General features: G+C 42.9%; 15 protein-coding genes. 4 read left to right on the forward strand and 11 right to left on the reverse strand.

Translation table 11 applies throughout. The features are described from left to right. Positions 1 to 2 precede the first annotated feature (2 nt). Genes Q4574_RS06315 through Q4574_RS06335 form a run of 5 tightly spaced genes read right to left on the reverse strand, consistent with a single transcriptional unit; the run spans position 3 to position 4,951 of the window. On the reverse strand, positions 3 to 248 hold the full coding sequence (locus Q4574_RS06315) for a DUF4266 domain-containing protein (RefSeq protein WP_303472674.1): 246 nt from the start codon (positions 246 to 248) through the stop codon (positions 3 to 5). Between the two features lie 53 nt (positions 249 to 301). Beyond that, positions 302 to 814, reverse strand: coding sequence for a TlpA disulfide reductase family protein (locus Q4574_RS06320; protein WP_303472675.1), 513 nt, complete (start codon positions 812 to 814; stop codon positions 302 to 304). Between the two features lie 37 nt (positions 815 to 851). After that, positions 852 to 1,496 carry an outer membrane beta-barrel domain-containing protein gene (locus tag Q4574_RS06325; protein ID WP_303472677.1) on the reverse strand — a complete coding sequence of 215 codons (645 nt, stop codon included), beginning with the start codon at positions 1,494 to 1,496 and terminating at the stop codon, positions 852 to 854. Next, positions 1,466 to 2,209, reverse strand: a complete 744-nt coding sequence (locus Q4574_RS06330) for an SH3 domain-containing protein (RefSeq protein ID WP_303472679.1) — start codon at positions 2,207 to 2,209, stop codon at positions 1,466 to 1,468. Before Q4574_RS06330 ends, Q4574_RS06325 begins: the two co-directional genes overlap by 31 nt. Positions 2,210 to 2,218: 9 nt before the next feature. Further along, on the reverse strand, positions 2,219 to 4,951 hold the full coding sequence (locus Q4574_RS06335; protein WP_303472681.1) for a hypothetical protein: 2,733 nt from the start codon (positions 4,949 to 4,951) through the stop codon (positions 2,219 to 2,221). Positions 4,952 to 5,889: 938 nt separating this feature from the next. On the opposite strand from Q4574_RS06335, the gene Q4574_RS06340 reads away from it, so the two are divergent. The 3 genes from Q4574_RS06340 to Q4574_RS06350 are packed head-to-tail and all read left to right on the forward strand — an operon-like array spanning position 5,890 to position 11,110. After that, on the forward strand, positions 5,890 to 7,002 hold the full coding sequence (locus Q4574_RS06340) for a hypothetical protein (protein ID WP_303472683.1): 1,113 nt from the start codon (positions 5,890 to 5,892) through the stop codon (positions 7,000 to 7,002). Between the two features lie 2 nt (positions 7,003 to 7,004). After that, positions 7,005 to 9,473, forward strand: a complete 2,469-nt coding sequence (locus tag Q4574_RS06345; RefSeq protein WP_303472685.1) for a LamG domain-containing protein — start codon at positions 7,005 to 7,007, stop codon at positions 9,471 to 9,473. Positions 9,474 to 9,511: 38 nt separating this feature from the next. Continuing rightward, on the forward strand, positions 9,512 to 11,110 hold the full coding sequence (locus Q4574_RS06350; RefSeq protein WP_303472687.1) for a general secretion pathway protein GspF: 1,599 nt from the start codon (positions 9,512 to 9,514) through the stop codon (positions 11,108 to 11,110). Between the two features lie 166 nt (positions 11,111 to 11,276). Here the strand turns inward: Q4574_RS06350 and Q4574_RS06355 are convergent, their stop codons facing one another. From Q4574_RS06355 to phoB, 6 genes are all read right to left on the reverse strand, one after another. After that, positions 11,277 to 13,928, reverse strand: coding sequence for a TonB-dependent receptor (locus Q4574_RS06355; protein ID WP_303472689.1), 2,652 nt, complete (start codon positions 13,926 to 13,928; stop codon positions 11,277 to 11,279). Positions 13,929 to 14,078: 150 nt separating this feature from the next. After that, positions 14,079 to 16,874, reverse strand: a complete 2,796-nt coding sequence (locus Q4574_RS06360; protein WP_303472690.1) for a hypothetical protein — start codon at positions 16,872 to 16,874, stop codon at positions 14,079 to 14,081. 238 nt (positions 16,875 to 17,112) lie between these two features. Next, the gene (locus tag Q4574_RS06365) at positions 17,113 to 17,967 is read right to left on the reverse strand and encodes a 2OG-Fe(II) oxygenase (protein ID WP_303472693.1); all 855 of its coding nucleotides are present in this window, start codon (positions 17,965 to 17,967) and stop codon (positions 17,113 to 17,115) included. A gap of 36 nt (positions 17,968 to 18,003) precedes the next feature. Further along, the gene (locus tag Q4574_RS06370; RefSeq protein ID WP_303472695.1) at positions 18,004 to 18,966 is read right to left on the reverse strand and encodes a PstS family phosphate ABC transporter substrate-binding protein; all 963 of its coding nucleotides are present in this window, start codon (positions 18,964 to 18,966) and stop codon (positions 18,004 to 18,006) included. After that, on the reverse strand, positions 18,963 to 20,294 hold the full coding sequence (gene phoR, locus Q4574_RS06375) for a phosphate regulon sensor histidine kinase PhoR (RefSeq protein WP_303472698.1): 1,332 nt from the start codon (positions 20,292 to 20,294) through the stop codon (positions 18,963 to 18,965). The genes Q4574_RS06370 and phoR overlap by 4 nt, the downstream gene beginning before the upstream one ends. Positions 20,295 to 20,348: 54 nt before the next feature. Next, positions 20,349 to 21,038 carry a phosphate regulon transcriptional regulator PhoB gene (gene phoB, locus Q4574_RS06380; RefSeq protein ID WP_303472700.1) on the reverse strand — a complete coding sequence of 230 codons (690 nt, stop codon included), beginning with the start codon at positions 21,036 to 21,038 and terminating at the stop codon, positions 20,349 to 20,351. 319 nt (positions 21,039 to 21,357) lie between these two features. Here phoB and Q4574_RS06385 point away from each other — a divergent pair, with 319 nt between their 5' ends. Beyond that, a complete protein-coding gene (locus Q4574_RS06385) occupies positions 21,358 to 23,085 on the forward strand; it encodes a sensor histidine kinase (RefSeq protein ID WP_303472702.1) in 1,728 nt (575 codons plus the stop codon). Positions 23,086 to 23,172: the final 87 nt, after the last annotated feature.

Below are 23,172 nucleotides of genomic sequence, written 5' to 3' on the forward strand. Positions count from 1 at the left end.
CTCTAGTTGCATCCACAACCGCCACCCGCACCACCTTCCGCACCCCGCGCACCTTCTCGCGCCTGGAATGCGTGCATGGTATAACTAGAGGAAACAGGATTGCGGTTTGCGCTCATAATTGGATCGGCCAAATTATCCCTTTCATAGGGCTTTACCCATGGCTCAATAGACGTAGCACAGCCGCTGATTAACAACACACTAGTGAAGAGCAATCCACTTAGACTGTATCGAAGCAGTTGTTTATTCATCATCAATCCTTGTTATTCACTTAATAAACCGTAGATTCAACAAAAGTAAGTGCTTACTCTCTAAGTAAAGCTTTAACCACTTTTTCATATTTAGCTTCATCACCACTTTTATAACCATAATGGGTTAGACGCTTATTACCATCTCGGTCAATAATGACTGTAGTCGGCATTGCTCTGACATCGTATAATTTGCTGACTTTATCAAGGTCGTCAAACAATACAGGAAAGCTTACGGGAATATCTCTGAGCAAATTGTTTGCTTTCTCTGGGTGCTCATCTACATTTACAGCTAAAACCGTAAAACCAAGATCTTCATATTCTTTTTGCATAGCATCGAAATGTGGTAACTCTTCCCGACATGGTGCGCACCAAGACGCCCAAAAGTTCACAATAACCACGTTGCCCTGCTGCTCTTCTAGTCGCAAATTTTCCCCACTGTTACTCTTTAAAGTAAAATCTGGAGCGGATTGCAGCTCAGCAGCACCGGTAGTAAAAGCCGTTAATAAGGTTAACGACATTACCGCAATAAACAATAAAACAAAGTTAGATAAAGGTTTTGAATTCATGACAATACTCCGTCAAATATTCTGTTATTTAAAAGGCTCAAAAGAAAAACGTCGCACCGAGTCCATACTCGATGTTATGGGTAGTTTTTTCTTCGCCAATAATTTCACTATTAAAAATGTGGTCTTTAACTCCCACATGTACTGCAAAATAGTCAGTTAATAACAACCGATATCCTGCGCCAACACTGACGGTGAAACGATTATCACCGCCGAATTCTGTACTACCTGCGCCTACGGTAAAATATGTCGCAGAATTAAATACCCAATTAGGGCTAAAAAACACTTCGCCATTGAGGTTATAACCCAACGAGAGGTCGTAAAAACTATATTCGCGCTCTTCTTCAGTTAAAAAAGGCGCGCCGCCACTTAGCAATTCGAAACTGGTTTCTCCAGCAGTAGCTTGTCCATAATTCGCTTCAACAAAAAAGTCTTCATTTACATGGTAAGTTAATCTTGCCCCCACTAATGAGCTAGAGGAAAAATCTTCGATACTAATTACCCCAGCAAACAAGCCAATTTCGAAATCCTCAGTGTCAATATTCGATTCATTTATGTCTCGGCGTTTCAAATCAGGCTCGATAACATTCTGCACAGAGGCTCTGTTGTCAGCCTGAGCAAACGCAAAATTGCTAGCGCCAATTAAAATGGCTCCTAGAAAAAAACTGCAAATCCGAGTTTCCACTCTTCAAGCTCCTCATTTTCATCACGCTCAGTCAGCGCCAGTAAGTTTTGATATTCAAATTTCACAACAAAATTCTGCGCCAGGTAATACCGCACGCCAATTCCCCCCACCAATAGATCGTTAGTTCTGGTTTCTTCTCCAGATTGCACTAAGCTCGCTCTAGGTTTGGTTTTTATCTGTCCAAAACCAAGGCGAAAATACGGAGATATGCGCCATTCAGGGAAGGTAGTATGGGTCACACTTAATAACCCAAATTGACTTTCCGAAAAGTCACCCAATGCCTGGCTATAACTCACTTCTGCAGCGATATTCTCTGTTACCACCCAAGCACCAAAAACACTCAAAGAAGGCACACCGTCTAAGGAACCGCCACTGGCACCCAATTCAAAATCACGCTGTTGATAACTGCTAAAACTGCCATCTTCAATCTGCACCGGTTCACCAACACTGCTCACAGTCAACCTAAGCTCATCGAGTGATACCCAGCCTTCTTTCCCCTTAACCGTTCGCACCTTAAACCAACTTGTGCGACGTTTAAGAATACTTATCCACTCGCCTTTTTCGGCCACGTGAAAAATTGGATAACCTTGCGCTGGTCCTGTGCGCATATCGATATAAGGTTCAACTATCTGAACCTCAGGAAATTGCTCTTCGGCATTTGCCACTTTAATCATTAACACTAACCCAATCAGGGCGATCCACTTTGCCATCATTTCCATCTACTAATCTGCCGGAGCTGCAAAGGGATTATTATAGTATTGGGCGCCAATATCCAGCCATTCAGCGATTAGTTTCAACTCAGCTTGACTTAACCATCCCTGATGGCTGCCTCCGGCCTCAAAAAGGCTGAAAAAGGCAGCGCTACTGCGAGCCCCATTGGTGCTCAAAGTATTTGCCACAGCGACTGTTTGATAAATAGGGATAGGATTACCCTCGGCATCTAAAATAAGCTCACCGTCTTCATCGCGCTCATAAACGGGCTCTCCACTACCATCAAACACCTGTACTAACCGATCAACAATGGCTCCTTCCCGCAATTCTTGTTCAAGATCGGCAAACATAAGTTCACGATAACTAGTCAGGTAATCAGGATTGTCCGTAGAGGCTGTACCGCTTAAATCAAGTTGTGCAATGGGCACCCGAGCCATGTCTGCCTCATCTGTTGGCGAGTGACAACTCACGCAGGTATTATCCTCTATTACCGTCAGGCCATCTTCGGCAATGACTTGTCGTGTCACCTCAAAAATAGGATGAATAGATTCAGGATAATTAATTTGAATTCGGCATAGGCTTGTCCAATTTGTTGCGCAAGCCGTTGTAATCGGCAAAGGAGAGGATAAGTCTGCATAAGAATAGATAAATGACTCGGCGGGTGTAGCTATAGCCGGATCAGTCCAAATATCATTAAATTCAAGATTAGGTTGAGGGTATTCAGCCCCATTAATTCGCGCTGCAGTTTGCGCCATAGTCTCGCCAAAATCAGCAAATAACACGGGGTTTGTATTGGGGAAAGGTACTCCTGTTGCGCTTGCACCAAAATTAATAGATTCCGCTTCTGCACTCAAACGACCATGGGGCAAGGTGCTTTGCTGGGTATGACAACCATTGCAGGTTTTCACCTCGCCGGGTGCAAACTGCAGCCAATTTTGATGACGAGCACCAACACGTTTGCCATTAATATCCACCAAACTTAATGCTAAAGGCAAGTTTGCCGGAACTTCAAATAAAGCCGAACCATCCGGCTGTACAGGAACATAACCGATAATTTCGCGCATTAATTGGCCGCGACTACGTCCAAATGCGGAAGCATCAAAATCTCTTACATCATCATCAGGGATGGATACCGATTTCACCACTCTTAGAAACTGCACAGGTCGCTGTAAAGCAGGCGTTTGAGTCGGATCTGCCAGGGCAGCAATTCCTTGTGAGGAAGAATCGACGCCAGCAAAATCATAAACACTTCGAATATGTACTTTTGCCAAATTTTCATCGGCCAATGCCTGCTCATATTCTTCTGCTATCTGAGCACTGGCCGGATAGGCACGTTCCCCCATTGCCACGGCTTCAGTGTACATTTCACCTTCTACAGGCACACCTATAGGTAGCTGCGTATTCTCAATGCCGTCGTACATCCAAAGACCAAACAAAAGCGGTGCTTGTTGAATATCTGGATTTTCCAGGTGACTGTCATCACAAGGCAAGATTTTCCGTTCAACAACTTCACCGGCAATCACTTCTTGTTCAGGATCATAGACGCGGCATTGGCTCCAACTAAATATAACCCGTTCACTGCCATCCCAAAGGGGATAAACAGAAGCAAAACGCCCTGCTAATGAAAGACTGCCATCAATCACAATATTATCAAACAGTGCAGGGGTTTGTGCCGGCCCAGTCAAATTAGATTGGGACGCTATCCCTTGGCTATTATCGATATAATTCAAGTAATCAATGCTAACAAAATCCCCCCCTATGGTGTCGCTCTGGAAGGGACGAATGGCACTTAAAATAGTACCGTCTTGCAATTCGCGGACTTTAACAAACTGTAAGAGTTGATCTGTACGCTCACTATCATGACTGTGCCGGCCATACACAATTTCTAAACCTGAACCATCACTGTTCATTTGATAAAGATTGATGCTGTTATTGTTACCCGCTTGATCCCAGCGACTAAACAAAATTTTACCACTGGTTAGCACCACAGGATCTAAATCATGACTTTGATTGAAAGAGATTTGTTGTATGTTGCTACCATCGCTATCCATCACATGGATAACTGAGGCATATTCATCTAAGCCTTCATCTAAACCTTGGTATTGTGGCTTGCCTTCATCTAACAAAATAGCTTGATTACCCGCCTGACGAGTTGAACTAAATACAATTCGACCATCAGGCAAATAGGTTGGCCCAGTATCTTGGCCTGCTTCGGCTTGAATATCAGAGCTGATGACACGACGCAATTCATCGGAAACACGATTATATTCCCAAATATTCCAAGTGGGCTGTTCATCGTCATCTGCATCTTCGATGGCAGGCGCTCGCATAGCAAAGACTAATCGTTCAGAGTCATAAGACACATCCACATCTTTGACATCATACCCGGCTAAGGGACTATCTTCTGTGGCTTGTTCAATTTGTTCTTGGGTATAAAATGCGCGGTCAGTAATGTTAGTTTCATCAACACTGGCGGAAGCCCGAGGTTTTATATACAGAGCAGCTCCGGGCAAAAACGCGAATGGCTCTGTTAAATCATCGGTAATTAACACGCCCTCTTCATCAAGGGGGAGAGCACGTTTAACGTATGCAATGGGAATATCGACAACCACAGGATCAGGCTCTTGAGAAGAAGTCACCAATAGTTCATCAGAACCACAACTGCTAACAAAAGCGCAAACAACCGTCAAAAGCACGGCCTTACGAATCATTTCTGTTGTGATCTGGCTAAAAATACATGGCATAAATATCGCTGAACCTTTTCTCGCGGGAAACTAATGCTTCACAACGGGTCTAGAATGTTAATTATTTGCTTGAGTTTAGGAACTCAAAGATATCAATTATCCATCGTTAGCAAACAAGTTTAAACTGTCTCTGCTTCACGACAATTTGCTAATACCCGTCAATACATCAGTCAGTCAATTTAGTTTGAATTACAATTCAACGGTATTCCATTAAGTAAATTGTTTCATTAAGTGCTGAATAAAACAATTTTAGTATTGATGCATAGTGATAGTTTTTAATACCTTAGCGATAACCTGTTACTTAACATCAAGGTCAAAAAAAGTTGTTAAATCCTGTTATCGCCCCATAGCTCAATAGAGTGTCGCCGATTCAACACGCCATTACCACCATCACTAAAACCCACTACCTTACTGTTTTTATTATACTTTTTAAATTACTTAGTCATTAATGTGATTCCAGAAGATTAAAAGTGTAGGCCGATGAATACGAAAATACTGTCCCTATTGCCTCCCAGTAGCGCAAAAATGACCTTGTAAGCCTTAATTTTCGCAACTGGCCCAGAAACTGCTACCTACCTTAAGATCAATAACTTAGATTCCGACTCTTTGATATAGTCACTAAGTTATCACCTCTATTTTGAAATGAGAAATAGCGACAAGAGCTTTAACCTTCTTTGAAGTTGTGAAGTTGAAAGGTAATTTGGGTATAAATATTAACACCCAATAGTAGACTGTCATATTTACCCTTGCTGGCAAATTCGACTATTTTTATATGTATCGCATTGAGGAGCACCAGTTTGGAAACAGTTTTATCTAAAAAGAGGAATTCGCGCCTTTTTCCCCTTCGGCTCACAGCTAACTTCTTTGGTTTAGCGCTTCTGATTTTAATGTTCTGTCACCTTAATGCCCTTGCAGGCCCTACAGAACAGGCCCAGCGGATGCATAATCGTCTAGCTGGTGTGCCAGCAACCTCATCGGTCCTTGAGCAGATGAGCGGCCTTATTGAACAAGGAAAGAATCAAGAAGCGGCCTATTTAGCCATGGATAATCCGGCTTTTTATAATGTCACCTTGAAAAATTGGATAACGCCTTGGACAAACGAAGAAGCTGACATTTTTGCACCCTTGAATGATTACACTGCAACAGTAATAGGCATGGCCCGGGACGATATAGACTTCCGCCTAATTTTAAGCGGCAATATTTTGTACGTAGGTAATACCTCCCTCGACATTCCTGACTATGGAATCGATAACAACGCCCATTATCAAGCCATGGAAGACCAAGAAGTCGATCTCAGTGAAGAGTTAGTTGCAACTACACAAACAGCCATGACGGGGTTGCCAGAGCATGCAACGGCTGGTGTGCTAACCACCAGAGCCGCTGCAAAATCTTTTTTTAAAGATGGTACCAACCGAGCCATGTTTCGATTCACGTTAATAAATCATTTATGTACGGATTTAGAAGGCGTTAAAGACACGAGTCGTGTACCGGATCGTATCCGCCAGGACGTGAGTCGCAGCCCAGGTGGTGATAGCCGAATCTTTTTAAACTCCTGTATCGGTTGCCATTCTGGAATGGATCCGTTAGCGCAGGCTTTTGCATATTATGAATACGATTATGACATTGAAGCCGACCCTGATGGGGTGAGTGGCTATTTAAGCTACAATCAAGAAGGTCAAATTGATCCTCAAACCGGTTCTCGGGTAACGGCTAAACACCAAATCAATGGCAATAACTTCCCCTACGGTTTTATGATTCAAGATGATAAGTGGGACAACTATTGGCGCGCGGGATTAAATAAAAATTTAGGTTGGGATGAGAGTTTGCCCGGCAGCGGTAACGGTGCTAAAAGTATGGGCCAAGAACTTGCTCACAGCGCGCAGTTTTCCCAATGCCAGGTGAAAAAAGTATTTGAAAATGTATGCCTACGAGCTCCCCAAGATAGTCAAGATTGGAGTCAGGTGGATGCTATGGTGGTGAACTTCCAAGGCAGCGGATATCAGATTAAGCAGGTATTTGCAGATGCCGCCAACTATTGTAAAGGGAGTTAACAATGAGGTTTTTATTTCACTCCAGAATACTCCAACTCACCATAATTACAGCACTTACTTTGGTGCTCAGCGCCTGCGGTGGGAGTGCTGCAAAAGTAGAAGAAACCCCAACCCCTCCCCCTATATCTCAACCTGGAGAGAGCTATTCCGGTCCTCCAGCAAATACAGACGATGTGCAAAGTTACAAACTTAATTTATGGGATAACATAAGTAGTGCTGAGCGCTGCGGAGCCTGCCACATAGAAAACGGTCAATCCCCTGAATTTGTAAGAGCTGATGATATTAACCTTGCCTATGCGGCCACCAACCCACTGGTAAATTTAGACGAGCCAGAAACCTCTACTTTGGTGACTAAAGTGGCTGGAGGCCACAATTGTTGGTTAACCAGTCCTTCGGCTTGTGCTGATATTATGACAACTTGGATCGCTAATTGGGCTGATAACGATGTCACGGCGAATAAGATCCAGCTGGAAGCCCCCACATTGAAGTCTCCTGGAGCCAACAAAAACTTCCCGGAAAATAGTGCTTTATTTGCCTCAACAGTATACCCGTTGTTAACAACCTACTGTGCCAGTTGCCACACGAATTCAGCAAGCGTACCAATCTCCCCTTACTTTGCCTCCAGTGATGTTGATGAAGCCTACCTAGCGTCGAAAGCCAGAATCAGTTTAGACACGCCAGCATCCTCACGATTTGTTGGCCGCCTTAGGGATGAATTTCATAACTGTTGGAGTAACTGTAGTAGTGATGCCAGTGAGTTAACTGCCGCGATTCAAGGGATGGCTGATGGTATCGAAGTAACCGAATTAGCCCCCGAACTGGTAAACAGTCAAGCGTTGACGCTTTTTGATGGCACTTTGGCCACAGGTGGCGGCCGATTTGAAAGTGATCTCATTGCCAAATGGGAATTTAAGACCGGCTCAGGTACCACTGCGTTTGACACCAGTGGCGTTGAACCCGCCATTGATTTGACCCTCAGCGGTGATGTTTCCTGGATTGGTGGATGGGGCTTGCAAATGGTAGACGGCAAAGCTCAAGGCAGCACCGCTAGCAGTAAAAAACTACATACCCTGTTAACCGCCACGGGAGAAATGTCGATTGAAGCTTGGGTAGTACCGGCAAACGTAACTCAAGAAGGTCCAGCCCGCATTATTAGCTACTCTGGAGGGGCGCAAACCCGTAACTTCACCCTGGGTCAAACCTTGTATAACTATGACTATCTATTAAGAACAAGCAATACCGATGCAAATGGAGAAAGTGCCTTATCGACTGCTGATGGAGACGAATTACTGCAATCCAGTTTGCAACACGTGGTGCTGACATATGATCCTATTAATGGTCGCCAAATCTATGTAAATGGTGTGCATTCAGGGGTAACTGATAATGTAGAGATCGGCAATTTTAACGAATGGAATGATACCTATGCCTTTGTGCTTGGTAACGAAGTGTCCGGTGATATTCCGTGGGCAGGCTCAATTCGCATGGTGGCGGTGCACAATAGAACCTTAAGCGCAGAACAAATAGCACAGAACTTTGCGGCCGGAATCGGCCAGAAGTTTTTCCTATTGTTCAACGTAACTGAACACACCAATATTGCGCAAAGTTATGTGGTGCTCGAAGTGAGTCAGTTTGATAGTTACAGTTACCTATTCGCCGAACCCTTTTTCATTAGTCTAGACGACAACGCCAGTATTTCATCGGTTCCTATGCAAGGGATGCGTATCGGCTTAAATGGACGTGAAGTAGCCGCAGGGCAAGTTTTCCAAAACTTAGACGTGTTAATCAGTGATAGCGATTATATCCCCGGCGAAGGTCAAGCCCTATCATCCCTAGGAACCACGGTTGCCATCGAAAAAAGTCCCGAAGCCGATGAGTTTTTCTTAACCTTTGAACAACTTGGTAGTGCAACAAATGTTGTGATAGAAGCCGACCCACCAGCGGCTGCGTCCCCCATAGATTTAGAACCTCAAGCAGATATCGGGGTACGAAACTTTGCTGAAATCAATGCCAGTATGTCAGTGGTCACCGGTGTACCAACGAATAACGCTGCTGTGAAGGCATCTTTTGAAAAACTAAAACAGCAACTGCCTAGCGTCACCAATATTGATAGCTATTTAGCATCGAATCAAATGGCAGTGACACAAATGGCAATCAAATATTGCGATCAACTTGTAGAAGACGACAATCTAAGGGCAAGCTACTTCACAGGTTTTGACTTCACTCAACCGGCTGATACGGCTTTTGTTGACCAAGACCGAAACCTCATTTTGACGCCATTGCTAGATAGGGCCATTGGTAACAATATAGCGACTCAACCGCAGAGGGATTCGGTGAGTGACGAATTGAATAGCTTGATCGACATGCTAACTGACTGTAGCGGTGATAAAGTCTGCGACGCCATTTATACACAGACTATCGTTAAAGCGACATGTGCAGCTACCATTGGTAGTGCCGCCCTGCTCATTCAATAAATAGAATCCAATAAGTAGCGAGTTTTAGGTACATAGATATGAAAAAAACTAAATTTGACAATTTATCCACCGATGCTCCGCTGCTGCATGATGATCACGCTAAACCGGTCACGCGTCGCGAGTTTATTTCCCAGGGCTTTACCGCAGGTTTAGGTACGGTAATGGCTGGCTCGGTGTTTAGTATGTTTGCCAATCCCAAACAAGCAAATGCGGCATTATCGAGTGATTTAGAAGCCTTAAAAGCCAACTGTGGTATTGCAACTCAAGGAGCGGGAAAAATTCCGTTTATTTGTTTTGATCTTGCTGGCGGAGCGAATATAGCAGGCTCAAATGTGCTGGTTGGTGGCCGCGGTGGTCAAATGGACTTCTTAAGCACGGGTGGCTACAGCAAGCTCGGACTACCGGGTGATATGGTGCCGTCAATTATGAACCCAACATCAGGCTTAAGTGATTATATTAATAGTGAACTGGGCCTGGCTTTTCATGCCGACAGCGCGTATTTGCGGGGTATTCTAGAAAAAGTCAATCCAGCTAACCGCGCCAATATAAACGGTGCCGTTATTCCAGCGCGATCTGAAAATGATACGGGTAATAACCCTCACAACCCAATGTACGGTATTAATAAAGTGGGGGCTGATGGCTCCTTATTAACCTTAATCGGTTCTCGAAATTCCGATTCGGGTGGAAATAGCATGTCACCAGTTTCGATGATAGATACTGCCAAACGGCCCACTAAAGTGGACCGCCCTTCTGATGTGACTGGCTTAGTGGACACCGGAGATTTGGTTGGACTCCTAAGCCAGCAAGACTCAGTGGCTGTGATGGAGTCTATTCAGCGAATCAGCGACATGAAGTTAGGCCAAGTGAATACCCAAATTAGCACCGATGATGTGATTAAAGACTTGGTCCGTTGTGGTTACGTGAAAAGTGCGGATATAACCGACCGCTTTGGCGACCCATCTGCTCTTGATCCTGAATTGGATGAGGATATTGTTGGTCCTTCTGGCATTTTCAGCCAACAAGAATTTGACAGTGATAGTGAGTTTCGCAAAACCGCAGCGGTTATGAAATTGGTGATGAACGGTTTCGCTGGCGCGGGTACGATTACCATGGGTGGCTTTGATTATCACACCGGTAATCGCATGGTAGGGGAAACACGTGACCTACGCGCGGGTCGCTGTATGGGAGCTTGCATGGAATACGCGGCTCGCGTTGGCGTGCCACTAATGATGTACGTGTGCAGCGACGGCTCGGTATCGAGTAACGGGATGATAGACGACTCAGAAGATGGCAGAGGAAAAGGAGTCTGGACCGGCGATAATTCATCCACGGCAGCGTCGTTCTTTTTAGTCTACAACCCCAACGGTACACCACAACTAATGGGCGCCACCACAGATCAACAAGCACAGCATCAACAAATTGGTTATATGCGCAGTGATGCATCCGTTGAAACCGCTGCGACGCCAGCGGCCAATAACGTAAATTTACTAGTGGAAACCGTGATCTTAAATTATATGGCGTTACATGGCGAGCAAGGCAATTTTAGTAGCCTGTTTCCTTCCAATGGATTAGGCAATAGCACTCTCATGGATAGCCTTACGGCCTTCCAGCCCATTGTCAACGGCACCATTTCGTAACACTCGTTGTAGCATGGTCTTTAGGCCATGAGTTTCAGAATTGGATTTTAAATCAATTGCCTCGGAGCTAAAACACCCGAATTCATTGCTCTGCCCGACAAACAACAGAGAATAAAAAAGCCGCAGAAGCGGCTTTTTTAATGGTTTACGATTCGAACTAAATCATTTAGAACTCGTATTTAAGCGACAAGTTTATATTTGTGCCTCGAGTTTCCGAACGTAACAATGTGTCTTCAAATTCGATGTCTTTTTGTTGATTCAACATATTCTGCACTCTAAACTTCACAGTCGTATTGAAGTTTGGATAGTAGGTATAAACTACATCTAAAGAGTGGAACGGTTGCTCATAACTGTCATCAAATCCATCGATACCAGGAATAAGAATACGTTCACCAAATACGTTGTATACCAAAGACGCAGAATGCTCACCGTTATCTGAATCGAAACCAAGTTGGGTGTTTACCACATACTCAGAGTGACCAGTTAAACGACGAGTGAGGTTGGTAACAGATGTGGATACACCTGTTTGCTCAACTACATTTTGACCGTCTAGTTGAATCTCAGAGTCACTTAATGTGAGGTTTCCAGATAAAAACAGATTATCCCAAATACCATCACCAATGAAACCAAGTCCTTTGAGGAATTCAAATTCCACACCATACAACTCACCAGACTCTGCGTTAGCGATACGCACTAGTGGCGGGCCATCCTGTGCAGGTGATTGAACCGATTCAATAGGGCTATCCATATCTTTATAAAATAGAGCCACTGATAAGTTATCACCCTGATCCAAGTACCACTCCCAACGGAAATCGTAGTTTTTGATTTGCGTCGTACGCAAACCAGGTGTACCACCGACAGGGAAATCAGTAAGGGGATCAATATAGGTTGAAGACGCTAATTCACGAGTATCAGGGCGAACAACGGTTTCACCGTAACTTGCTCTGAATTGCACTTTTTCACTCATGATATATGTTACAGCTAGCGCTGGATAGAAATCGCTTTCTTGGAACGCTAGCTGTGATCGGTCATCTTCGTCTGACAAATCAATTTGATTACTTTTCGGATCAAATGGTACCACCGCCTGACGGTAGTCTTCCCAGCGAACACCACCACTAATACGCCAAGTATTGTCGAAGAAAATATCAGCTTCAAAATAATAGGCATCTATCTTTTGGGCAGCAACATAATCATCACCAGCAATGGTAGTTTCAGACAACAACGGAATGGAAGACAGTTCTGCCGCATCCAAATTCTCATCACTCAGTATGTCGTTAAACACACTGCCTACCAATACTGCACTATCAGAAAAACCACGGGTATTGATATCAAAACGTCTATTTTCAGCGGTTCTCGCTTTACTGACAAAATCACCACCTACCTTAAATTCCATATCAAAACGATCTATGGCATAGGGGTAGTTAAGATTCCAAGTAAAGTTTTCTACACGGTCATCAAGGCGTTGAAATTGATAACGACCCGCAGTCGTTGCATTGGTTAGGGAACTTTCGGTTTCTTTATCGTAAATACCGTCTTCATTATCATCGGTAAGTATAAAGCGAGTTTCCATTGTACCAGGCGCGTAGCGGGCAGAACGACTTTTGGTATATTGCCAATCAAACCCTAAGAAATTCAAATTAGTGAAAGTATGCTGACCACGAATTTGATTTGTCCACATTTGACGTTCTTCGTAAACAACTTCAAAATCTCTAACTCGCTGTCCATCACTTAACTGAATATTATTGGTGTTACCCACTTTTTCACTAATGGCATCATTGGTGTCGTTTAACGCCACCGTTGTAATGTCAATGCGATGATTGCGGTTGTAGTCAATTCCAAAGTTAGCCATTCCTGAAAAGCGAACACTGTGCTCGGTTACATCCACTTCATCAAAATAACGTGGGAAAGAAATAAGATCACCACTGCGCTGAGCTTGTTCACCAATAAACTGTTCGCTGACGGTCCAGCGATTGTCATAACCAGTAGTGAGCAAGAAGCCGACTCGCCAGTCGTCATCTAAATCAAAGCTATTACCCAGGGATAAATTAAATCCATAATCAGGGTCAACACTTTGTAACACCGGATCATAATCAGTATTAAGCTCTTTCAATAGTTCACGGGCTTCAGTTGAACTGATATTATCTAGAAATTGCTTACTATCCCAAAGCGCGACAATAGAAGCCGGGGCAGCACGGGTTCCATCATCTTCTCCCATCCAATCATCGCCACCACCGTTATATTGATAAGCATCATCAAAATTATCAGTATTTGTGCCGATTTTACCCGTCATATTAAACACAAAATCTGTTGGAATAGATTTCAAACGAATATCTACGTTTCCGCCACCAAACGCCGCAGGCATTGATGGTGAAAAAGACTTTTGTACTGACAAACTTTCAATAATATCCGAAGGAAATAAATCCAAAGGAATTACAGAGCGAGTGGGATCCGGGCTAGGAACCGATGCTCCGTTTAATTGCGTACTAGAATAACGTTCCCCTAGACCACGTACGTAAATGAACTTGCCATCCACTAACGTTAGGCCGGTTACACGGCGAAGTGCCGCTGCAGCATCACCATCACCGGTTCTAGATATTTGATCGGCGCCGAGAATATCTGCTACGAAAGCTTGGTTTTTACGTTCCTGCAGTACAGCTGATGCCGTACCTTTTAGGCGAGTACCGGTAGCAACGACTTCCTCAATTACATCTTCTTCAGAAGCACTCTGGGCAAATAACGATGCGCTTGGCAAAGTTACAGCTGCAAGAATTGCTAAAGAAACTGGCTTGAGAGGAAACCTGTTAAAAGGCGTATTCATTATTAACCTCATTGTCGTACAAACGGCAGCTAAATGCATTCAAAACGATGTTACTGCCTTATACATTGTGTCATTTATCTTAATCGTAAAAGCGCTTTTTCGTTCCCAAAAAAGCGCATATCAAATCTAAAAACGAGTTAATAAAGAACCCTATTCTAGACCGACAGTCCAGCCTGAAGTCCAGTCAGCATCTTCATCAACAGCACCAACGAAGTCGGCGTTATCGAAGAAAGTATCACCGCTAAAATCTTTAGGTGTTACATCAGAGATAGTGAATATTCCGTCTAGAACAGCAGCTTGGTTAGCAGCTACAGCGTTGTCAGTTTGATTGTTTAAGAACCAATCTTCTAAGTCTACGATTGTGTGAGTAGCGCCTTCCGGTAAAGAACCATCTTTAAAGTTCTCGTCGTTTTCACAAGCAATAACAGAGTTAGTGAAAGTGATAGTACCGTCGCCTAGGTTAGTTTGACTTTCCAGTACACCTTCAACTTCGAAGCATTCACCCATTCCTGCAGAACCGGTGATGATAACGTTAGAAAGTTGTGCACCTGTACCTTCACGTAAGTAGATACCTTCAGCATCGTCTTCACCGTCGAAGTCGTTTCCAATAATCGTCATGTTAGCGATAGTTGGGTTAGACTGTGGCTCGCTATCTGGAACTGAACCATCGTTGTCGGCTTCAATTGCACGGTTAGCATCTGAGTTATCTTGTGCTTGACGAACTAAGACGTACTGCATGCGACCTACGAAACCATTATCCCAGTCAACACTGTCATCTTGGATATCGGTTAACACTAAGTATTTAACATCAACAGCGCCACCGAAGAACTCAACACCGTCATCAGCATTTTTGTGAACTTGTAAATACTCAACAGTCGTACCAGAACCTACACCACCGAAGGTAACACCGTTCAATTCGTTATCAGGTGCAACTTCAAAACCACCGTGCATAACGCGAACATAACGAAGTGTACCTGAATTATCAGTTGAATCTGTTCCACCAAATACTGCACCTTCTTGTACACCTTCAATTTGAAGCGCACAGTCTGCGTCAGCTGGACATTTGTTTGATGGTGCGTTACCTAGAATAACCAAGCCACCCCATTGGCCAGCTTCACCGGCTTCCAATCCACCAATCACAGCTGCAGAAGAAGTTAGGGTTACTGGGTTAGTCGCTGTGCCTTGGGCATCAATTTTAGAGCCACGGCTTACCACTAGATAATCGTTACCTGAAGCGCCGAATACAGTAACACCAGCATCAATTGTCAATGTTGCGCTATCTTCGTTGTCATCTCCAACAAATACCGCACCAGATAATGCATACAAGTTACCTTCTGTAAGGGTCAAATCAGAAGTAATACGACCTGAAATTTCACAGGTATTGGTGACGCCATCAGCAGCTGAAACAGTTGTTGTTCCTGCAGGGCAACCTGAAGCAGTTTGAGTTACTTTAACTGTTCCACCGCCAAAGCCGAATGCCCAACCTTGACGCCAATCGTCATCAGAGGTTACCGCACCAACAAAGGTTGTTGCATCAAAGAAACCATCGATTTGAGAAACATCAGCAGCACCTTCAAGCAACAAAGAGCCTGTCATTGGCGTACCATCGGCATTCAACATAACTGATTCAGACACTCGGTTGTTACGAGACTCTTCTAGGAACCAAGCTTCTAAATCTACGATAGTGTGAGTTGCGCCATCTGGTAAAGCGCCATCTTTGAAATTCTCGCCATTTGTACAAGCCATAACCGAGTTTTCAATGGTAATAGTTCCGTCTGAAAGATTAGTTTGGCTTTCTAGCACACCTTCAACTTCCAAACATTCACCCATACCATCAGTACCAGTGATAACCATGTTGTAGATTTGTGCACCTGTACCTTCACGAAGATAAACACCTTCTGAATCATCTTCACCATCAAAATCGTTTCCGATAATAGTCATGTTCGCGATAGTTGGATTAGATTGAGGTTCATTGTCAGGAGTAGAACCGTCGTTATCGGCTTCGATACCGCGGTTTGCATCGCCATTGGCGCTATCTTGTTCAATGTAAACATATTGTAGTTTACCTTGGAAACCGTTATCCCAATCAACGCTATCGTCTTGGTTAGAGGTTAAAACAAGGTGTTTAGCAGTAACATTACCACCAAAGAATTCAACACCGTCATCAGCGTTAGCGTGTACTTGGATATAATCCACCTCGGTAGCAGAACCAACACCACCAAAAGTAATACCATTTAATTCGTTATCTGGAGAAATTTCGAATCCTGCGTACTTAACGACTAAGTAATTCAAAATACCTGAATTATCGTCTTCATCATCTCCACCAAATACCGCACCTTCTTCAACACCTTCGACTTGAAGTGCACAATCCGCATCTGCTGGACATTTGTTTGAAGGAGCGTTACCAAGTAAAACAAGACCACCCCATTGACCCGCGCCAATCTCATCACCGATTACGTCGTTATAAGAAGTCATAATAATTGGGTCTGTTGAAGTACCCATAGCTTCGATTTGTGAACCTCGGCTGATCACTAAATAGTCGCTACCCGTGCTACCGAAAATGATAGTCCCTTCTTCGATTTCTAGTACTGTACTATCGGCGTTATCAGATCCAACAAAAACGGCACCGTCTAATGCCCAAACAGTATCGTTTGTTAGGGTGATTTTTCCGCTACTATCTTCGTCATCATCAGTTAAACGACCTGATAATGTGCGTACTTCAATGGTTTCACCTAAGGCAGTTGAGATCTCTGTGCTTAAAGTAGAATCTACCTCGCCTGGAGCATCGTCAGTTGGAGTAGGAGTTGGTGTCGTAGGCGCGTTATTATTCGTAGTAGTCGTACTATTATCAATATCGCCTTCGCTAATATTAATATCACCACCACAACCAGCAAGTACCAAAGCAGCTGCTATAGCGCTTACTTTAAAGATGTTTTTGATTTCCATCGAGCTCTCCAAATGCGAGTGTTAAATTGTTTCAAGTTTTTATCTATTAGTGACTTGATAACGAAAGTTTTAAAATCGCGAGAAGGTTACCCAAGCTCAATGACAGTTTTGTTACATTACAGAACTGTCACAAAAGTTTCATAATTCCAGGAGTATGTAAATCTATGAATTTTGGAGAAAATCTACCCATCTATCTTGTTTAGGGTTGTGGTAATAGGCAGGGGAAACGCCTATAGACTTATTGGTTAGTTGATTTTCTTGGCTTTTTGCCTTTTGTTACAAAAACATCTTCTCTGAACCATTTCGTAATAACCACCTTTTCTCCTCGGGTAATTGGATGGGCATGATGCAAGGTATCTGTGTTAATAGAACCATTTGGAAGAAGATTATTCCACACTAAAGCCATTCCTCGAGTGGGCTTAAATTTGCGCCCCAGTTTAATAAATTCGGTTTCACCTCCTTCACAATCTTCATTGAGATACACCATAAACGTCCAAGTGCGCTGACCACCATTTTTGCTGTAAATTTTAAAATCGTTGGTGCCTGGCAGAAAATAGTCACAATGGGCTTTGAATTCTTGGCCAACAGCATAGTGTTGAGCTTGGATCACTTCTTTTTCACCAAATCCCAACCCTAAGGTATCAATAATTTTTTCATCGATTTCTTGAGCTAAAGGATCTTTGGTAAAGGGTAGATCACAGGTAGAAGAGGTTCTAAATTTTTGATACGCATCCCCTTCTCTTTCGGGGATCTCCGAAGGCCTCAATTTGGTCTTAGTTAGCGCAATTAGGGCGTCGCACTCCTGTTCCGACAAGAAGTTATTGATTTGCACCATCTGCACTCGAGGATCATCAATCAGTTTCCCATTATACTGCGCTAAGTTCTGCAACAATTTAGGTTGAGATACTTTGGCATAAAAACTTTCATCTTTATTACAACCGGTGCCCGCTGGTAAATTGTTACCAAGGGCATTTTTGGCCGCTTCGAAAGTGAACCCGTTTTGCAAAAGAATCTTCAATATTTCAATACTATCCGTTCCTTGCAATAAATTTTGCAAAACCCAAGATTTCCAATTTTGCGGTAAAGATGACATCTAGATAACCTATATTGATTGATTTAAAGATAACGCTTAGTTCGACGTTAATACCTTTAGTTGTTGCTTTATAAGATCGTTAGGCATACTGACATAGCCATCTCGTTGCACAGCCTGCTGACCTTTTTGGGATAATACAAAACGCAAAAACTCTTCTTCGAGCAAAGGTAAATTTTCATTGGGGGGTTTGTTCACCACCAAATACAAAAAACGCGATAATGGATATTTGCCACTGCTAATGGTTTGCCGGGTCGCAGGAATAAAAGCGCCTGTATGGTCTGCAATAGCCAATGCTTTAACTGCTGCGGTTTTTTGACCAAAACCGGCATAACCGATTGCACCATTGGAATAGGCGACTGATTGAATAACCGAAGCCGACCCGGGCAGCTCGTTGACAGTGGCTTTAAAGTCACCATCACATAAGGCTAATTGTTTAAACAAACCATAAGTACCGGAAACAGAGTTACGTCCAAACACCTGTATTTTCCGGTTGGCGTAACTTCCTGTCACGCCTAACTGCCCCCAATAACGGGTTTCTTGCCGAGAACCACAAAATCGCGTGGCTGCAAAAATACTATCGATCTGTTTAATCGTTAAATTTGAAATAGGATTATTCACATCTACGAACAAGGCGATGGCATCAATAGCGACTTTAATAGAAAGTGGCTGATAACCATGCTGACCGCTGAAATAGCGTAACTCACCGCTGTGCATCTCTCGACTCATGGGGCCAACGTTTGACGTACCTTCAGAAATGGCAGGTGGGGCTGTAGAAGAACCTGATGCCTGAATTTGAAACTTTACCTGGGGATAAAGTTGCTTAAACTCAACCGCCCAATTCGTCATCAAACTAGCCATGGTATCTGACCCAACAGACGTTATAGAGCCTGCTACCCCGGGTTTCTTTTGATAAGTTTCAGCTGCTTCAACTGGCAGATATAACCCACTACAAAAGATAAATATACAACCTAAAACAACCGCTTTGAGCTGTTTAATCAAGGTAATTTTTCCATTTTATCTGTTGATGGATTTTGCACAGACAACTCACCGGAAAATGAAAAAGAAAACTCACTACCAACCCCTACTTCACTTGTTATTTCTAACTTCGAATTATGATGGGTTAGCACATGTTTCACAATAGACAATCCTAATCCGGAACCACCGGTTTTTCGAGAACGTGCTTTATCCACACGATAAAACCGTTCAGTTAGCCTGTTGAGATGCTTCTCTGGAATGCCTTCACCATTGTCTTTTACGGAAAAATGCGCATGGCCATCGAGCTTCAGCCAATTAACTTCAATTTTCCCAGGGGATGGAGTGTAATGGATAGCATTAAATATTAGGTTTGAAAACGCACTGCGAAGCTCAGTTTCAATACCATAAACTTTTAGGGAAGGCGCAATATTAAAATGAATTTCGTGGCCTTTATCTTTATTTAACGCTTCAGCTTCGAGTTGAATGGCTGCCAGCATTTGCGGCACATTCACAGGTTTTTCAAATACCCGCTCTGAACTTGCTTCAATCCGAGATAAAACCAACAACTCTTCCACCAAATTTTGCATTCTTTCTGATTGTGAGCGCATTTCATTAAACGCTTTATTCAAAAATGCAGGCGGGACATTTTCGGTGTTTGGAAGCATTTCTAAGTACCCATTTAAAACCGTTAAAGGGGTACGCAATTCGTGGGAAACGTTAGCGACAAAATCTTTGCGCATTTGTTCAAGCTGCGTTAAGCGTGTGACATCTCGTGCAATAAGCAACAAGTGTTTTTCCCCGTAAGGCATAATACGGTATTCAAATATTTTTTGAACATTAGAAGGCGATGGCACTTCCACTGGATAATCGTATTTACCGCTATGGAAATATTCAATAAATTTAGGGTGTCGGATTAAATTATCAACTCGACGTCCTGAGTCCTGGGGCCAACGTAATCCCAACTCAATACGCGCAAGCCGATTACACCAAACTATACATGCGTTTGAATCTACCACTACAGTGGCATCGGGTAAGGCTTCCGAACCTTCACGAAATCGTTTTACCATGCGGGTAAGTTCTTTACGCTTACGTCTATTCCGACGTTGTATGTAATAAACTCCCTCATAAACATGTTCCCAAAAGCCTGGCACTTTTGGCGGGGTCATTTTTTTACTATGCCAAATCCACCGATTAAATCGGTACATGTGCCATGAGTAAAACCCTAATAACCAAGTGGAACCAAATGCAACAGCGATAGCCAATGCATCAAAGTACACTCCGATTAAAATCACGATTACGTAAAACCCACCGATTCTAAGTAAATTTTTCAACCATGAAAATGGATAGTACATGTATCAATGGATCCTTTGTTGAACGTTTTATTCAACCGATTCGCTGTATAACGATTATACTTTTGCAGAAAAGCGATAACCAGCACCGCGAACGGTTTGAATCATGTCATCATGGGAAAATTTAGAAATTGCTTTACGCAATCTGCGTATGTGAACATCAACCGTTCGATCTTCCACATAAACATTAGTTCCCCAAACATTATCTAACAACTGTTCTCGGCTATAGACTCTCTCAACGTGTGTCATGAAAAAATGTAGCAGCTTAAATTCAGTAGGCCCCATATCCAAAGGTTCCTCTTCTGCCGTTACCCGATGAGAAACAGGATCCAAAACCAGACCGTTTATTGCGATAGGCTCTTCTGCGGAAGTTGGTGTTACCCTGCGCATCACAGCTTTGATTCGCGCAACCAGTTCTTTGGGTGAAAAGGGTTTGGTGATGTAATCATCAGCGCCAGAATCTAAACCGCGCACTTTATCTTCTTCTTCACCACGAGCGGTCAACATAATAATAGGAATATCGCGAGTAAACTCGTGTTGTTTTAGTTTTTTCGCCAACTGCACCCCGCTGCCACCTGGCAACATCCAATCAAGTAAAATTAAATCAGGATAAGGTTCTTTGACTAAATCCAATGCAACTTGATAGTCTTCCGCTTGTTGGGTTTCAAAACCGGACTGTTCTAACACAAAATCAAGCATTTCTCTGATAGGTGCTTCGTCCTCTACCAGCAAAATTTTTCTGGCCATTACTTTTTTCCTGCTCATGATAAAGGCGCCATTATTAGTTTAGGTTGTGACACTTTTATTAAACTTATCATATAAATGTCAAATTTCGGTCATGTTAGGGAAAAGAAAGCTCTGAAAACCACGGTTTAGGGTTAATTATATTTGAATTTTATCTTTCTGTTACAGGTAAACATTTGACCCAGTTAAGAAAGTGTTATTTTTTATGGGAAATCCACATTAACGAAAAACTATTATTCACAGCTTCTTGTTAATTAGACGTTTTACGCATATTCTTTACCTTCTTAATTGGTATAATTACTAGATTCTTAAAGGTTCGTGAATGGCTAGAGTCAAAACGGGTTTGTCTAAAAAGTTGTTGACACGCGTGCTGTCCGTTTACTTCGTACTGACGCTAGTCGTCACTGTGGGGCAAATTCTTACAGAATATTTAAATGCCAAGAATCATATTCAAAGCGAACTGCAAACACTCAAAAATACCTTTAGCGTAAGTTTAACGCGGGCAATTTGGGAGCTCAATTATATCCAAGCTGACGACTTAGCTAACGGCTTGATGGCCCTTCCCATTGTAGAAGGGGTGCAAATTCGAGATGAAAATGGCGCATTTATTGCCAACACAGGGCGTACTTCTAAGTTGCCCGCAGAAATGATCACTTCAGGCATCATGCTCGACCATCCAGGAGGCACCTTCGGTTATTCTTTCCCGCTTATTTTCGAGTTCTCTGGACGAAGATCACACGTCGGTGATGTTACCTTGTACTCAAGCGCTAGTATTATATTTGGTCGCATCGAAGTTGGCGTATTTTTCTTAATTGGAAATGCCATCATTAAAACTGCGTTTTTAGTTTTTCTATTTTTAAATGCCTTCCGTCAAATGCTTACGGATCCCCTGGAAGAATTAACCCAGCAAATTAGTGAATTCGATGTTAATCGCCCAGAATCATCTAAATTGCACCTTCATATCGAAGATGACAATGAATTGAAACTGTTGCAGGTATCATATAACGAATTAATTGATGACTTAATTGACTACAAACAAAAGCTTAGAGCCACTCGAAACGACCTCACAGAAGCTAACCGTAGACTCGATGATCAAAACATTATGCTGGAACAAGAAGTAGCTAAGAAAACCGCTTCCTTAAGTAAAATAATGTTGGATCTAGAACAGCAGAAAGATGAATTAATTGTTAATCAACGAGAGTTACGACAAGAAAACGAAAACCGTCAATATATTGAAGATGAATTGCGAAAACGTAATACAGAATTGGCAGATTCAATGGAAACGGTGAAAATCGCCAAAGACCAGTTAATCGAATCTGAGCGCATGGCGTCACTCGGTGGCTTGGTCGCTGGCATTGCTCATGATGTCAATACCCCCATCGGCGTAGGGGTTACCGCTGCCAGCTTTTTACAAGAGCGGATCAAGAATCTACAAACAGCATATGAAGAAAAAACCTTAACCGGTAAAACAATGAGCACATTTTTATCAGAAGCAAACCAAACTACTGAATTATTAATGGGTAACTTGAATCGCGCTTCTGACCTGATCTCTAGTTTCAAGCAAGTCGCCGTTGATCAAACCAGTGAAGCCATTCGTGATGTTGATCTTAAACTTTATATTCATGAAGTCATTCAATCATTGGCACCAAATTTCAAAAAGACATCCCACTCAATTAGCGTTAATTGCCCCGAGAAGTTAGTCGTAAAATGCGCTCCAGGAGCCATTGCTCAAATTTTTACCAATATGATTATGAATTCCTTAATCCATGGCTTAGATGAAAAAGAAAACGGTAAAATAACCATTGACGTTTGCCAACAAAATGACGAAGTGGTGATTAAATATGCCGACGACGGTAAAGGCTTATCTGAAGAAAACTTAGATCGCCATTTTGATGCATTTTACACAACTAAGCGTGGGAAAGGTGGAAGTGGTTTAGGCACTCACATAATGTATAACTTAGTGACGCAAGCGTTAGATGGCAGAATTACCGCTCAAAGTGCCGAAGGTGAAGGCTTGAGCTATGAAATTAGATTTCCTTTGCAATCTTAATATGTTTCGTACACTTCACAGCTACCGCTGGTGAAGGTTTCAAAAGAAACCTCTAATCACGCTAGTTAGTAGCCAAATATACTCACA

The organism is Aliiglaciecola sp. 3_MG-2023, assembly GCF_030548205.1.
GTDB lineage: Bacteria > Pseudomonadota > Gammaproteobacteria > Enterobacterales > Alteromonadaceae > Aliiglaciecola.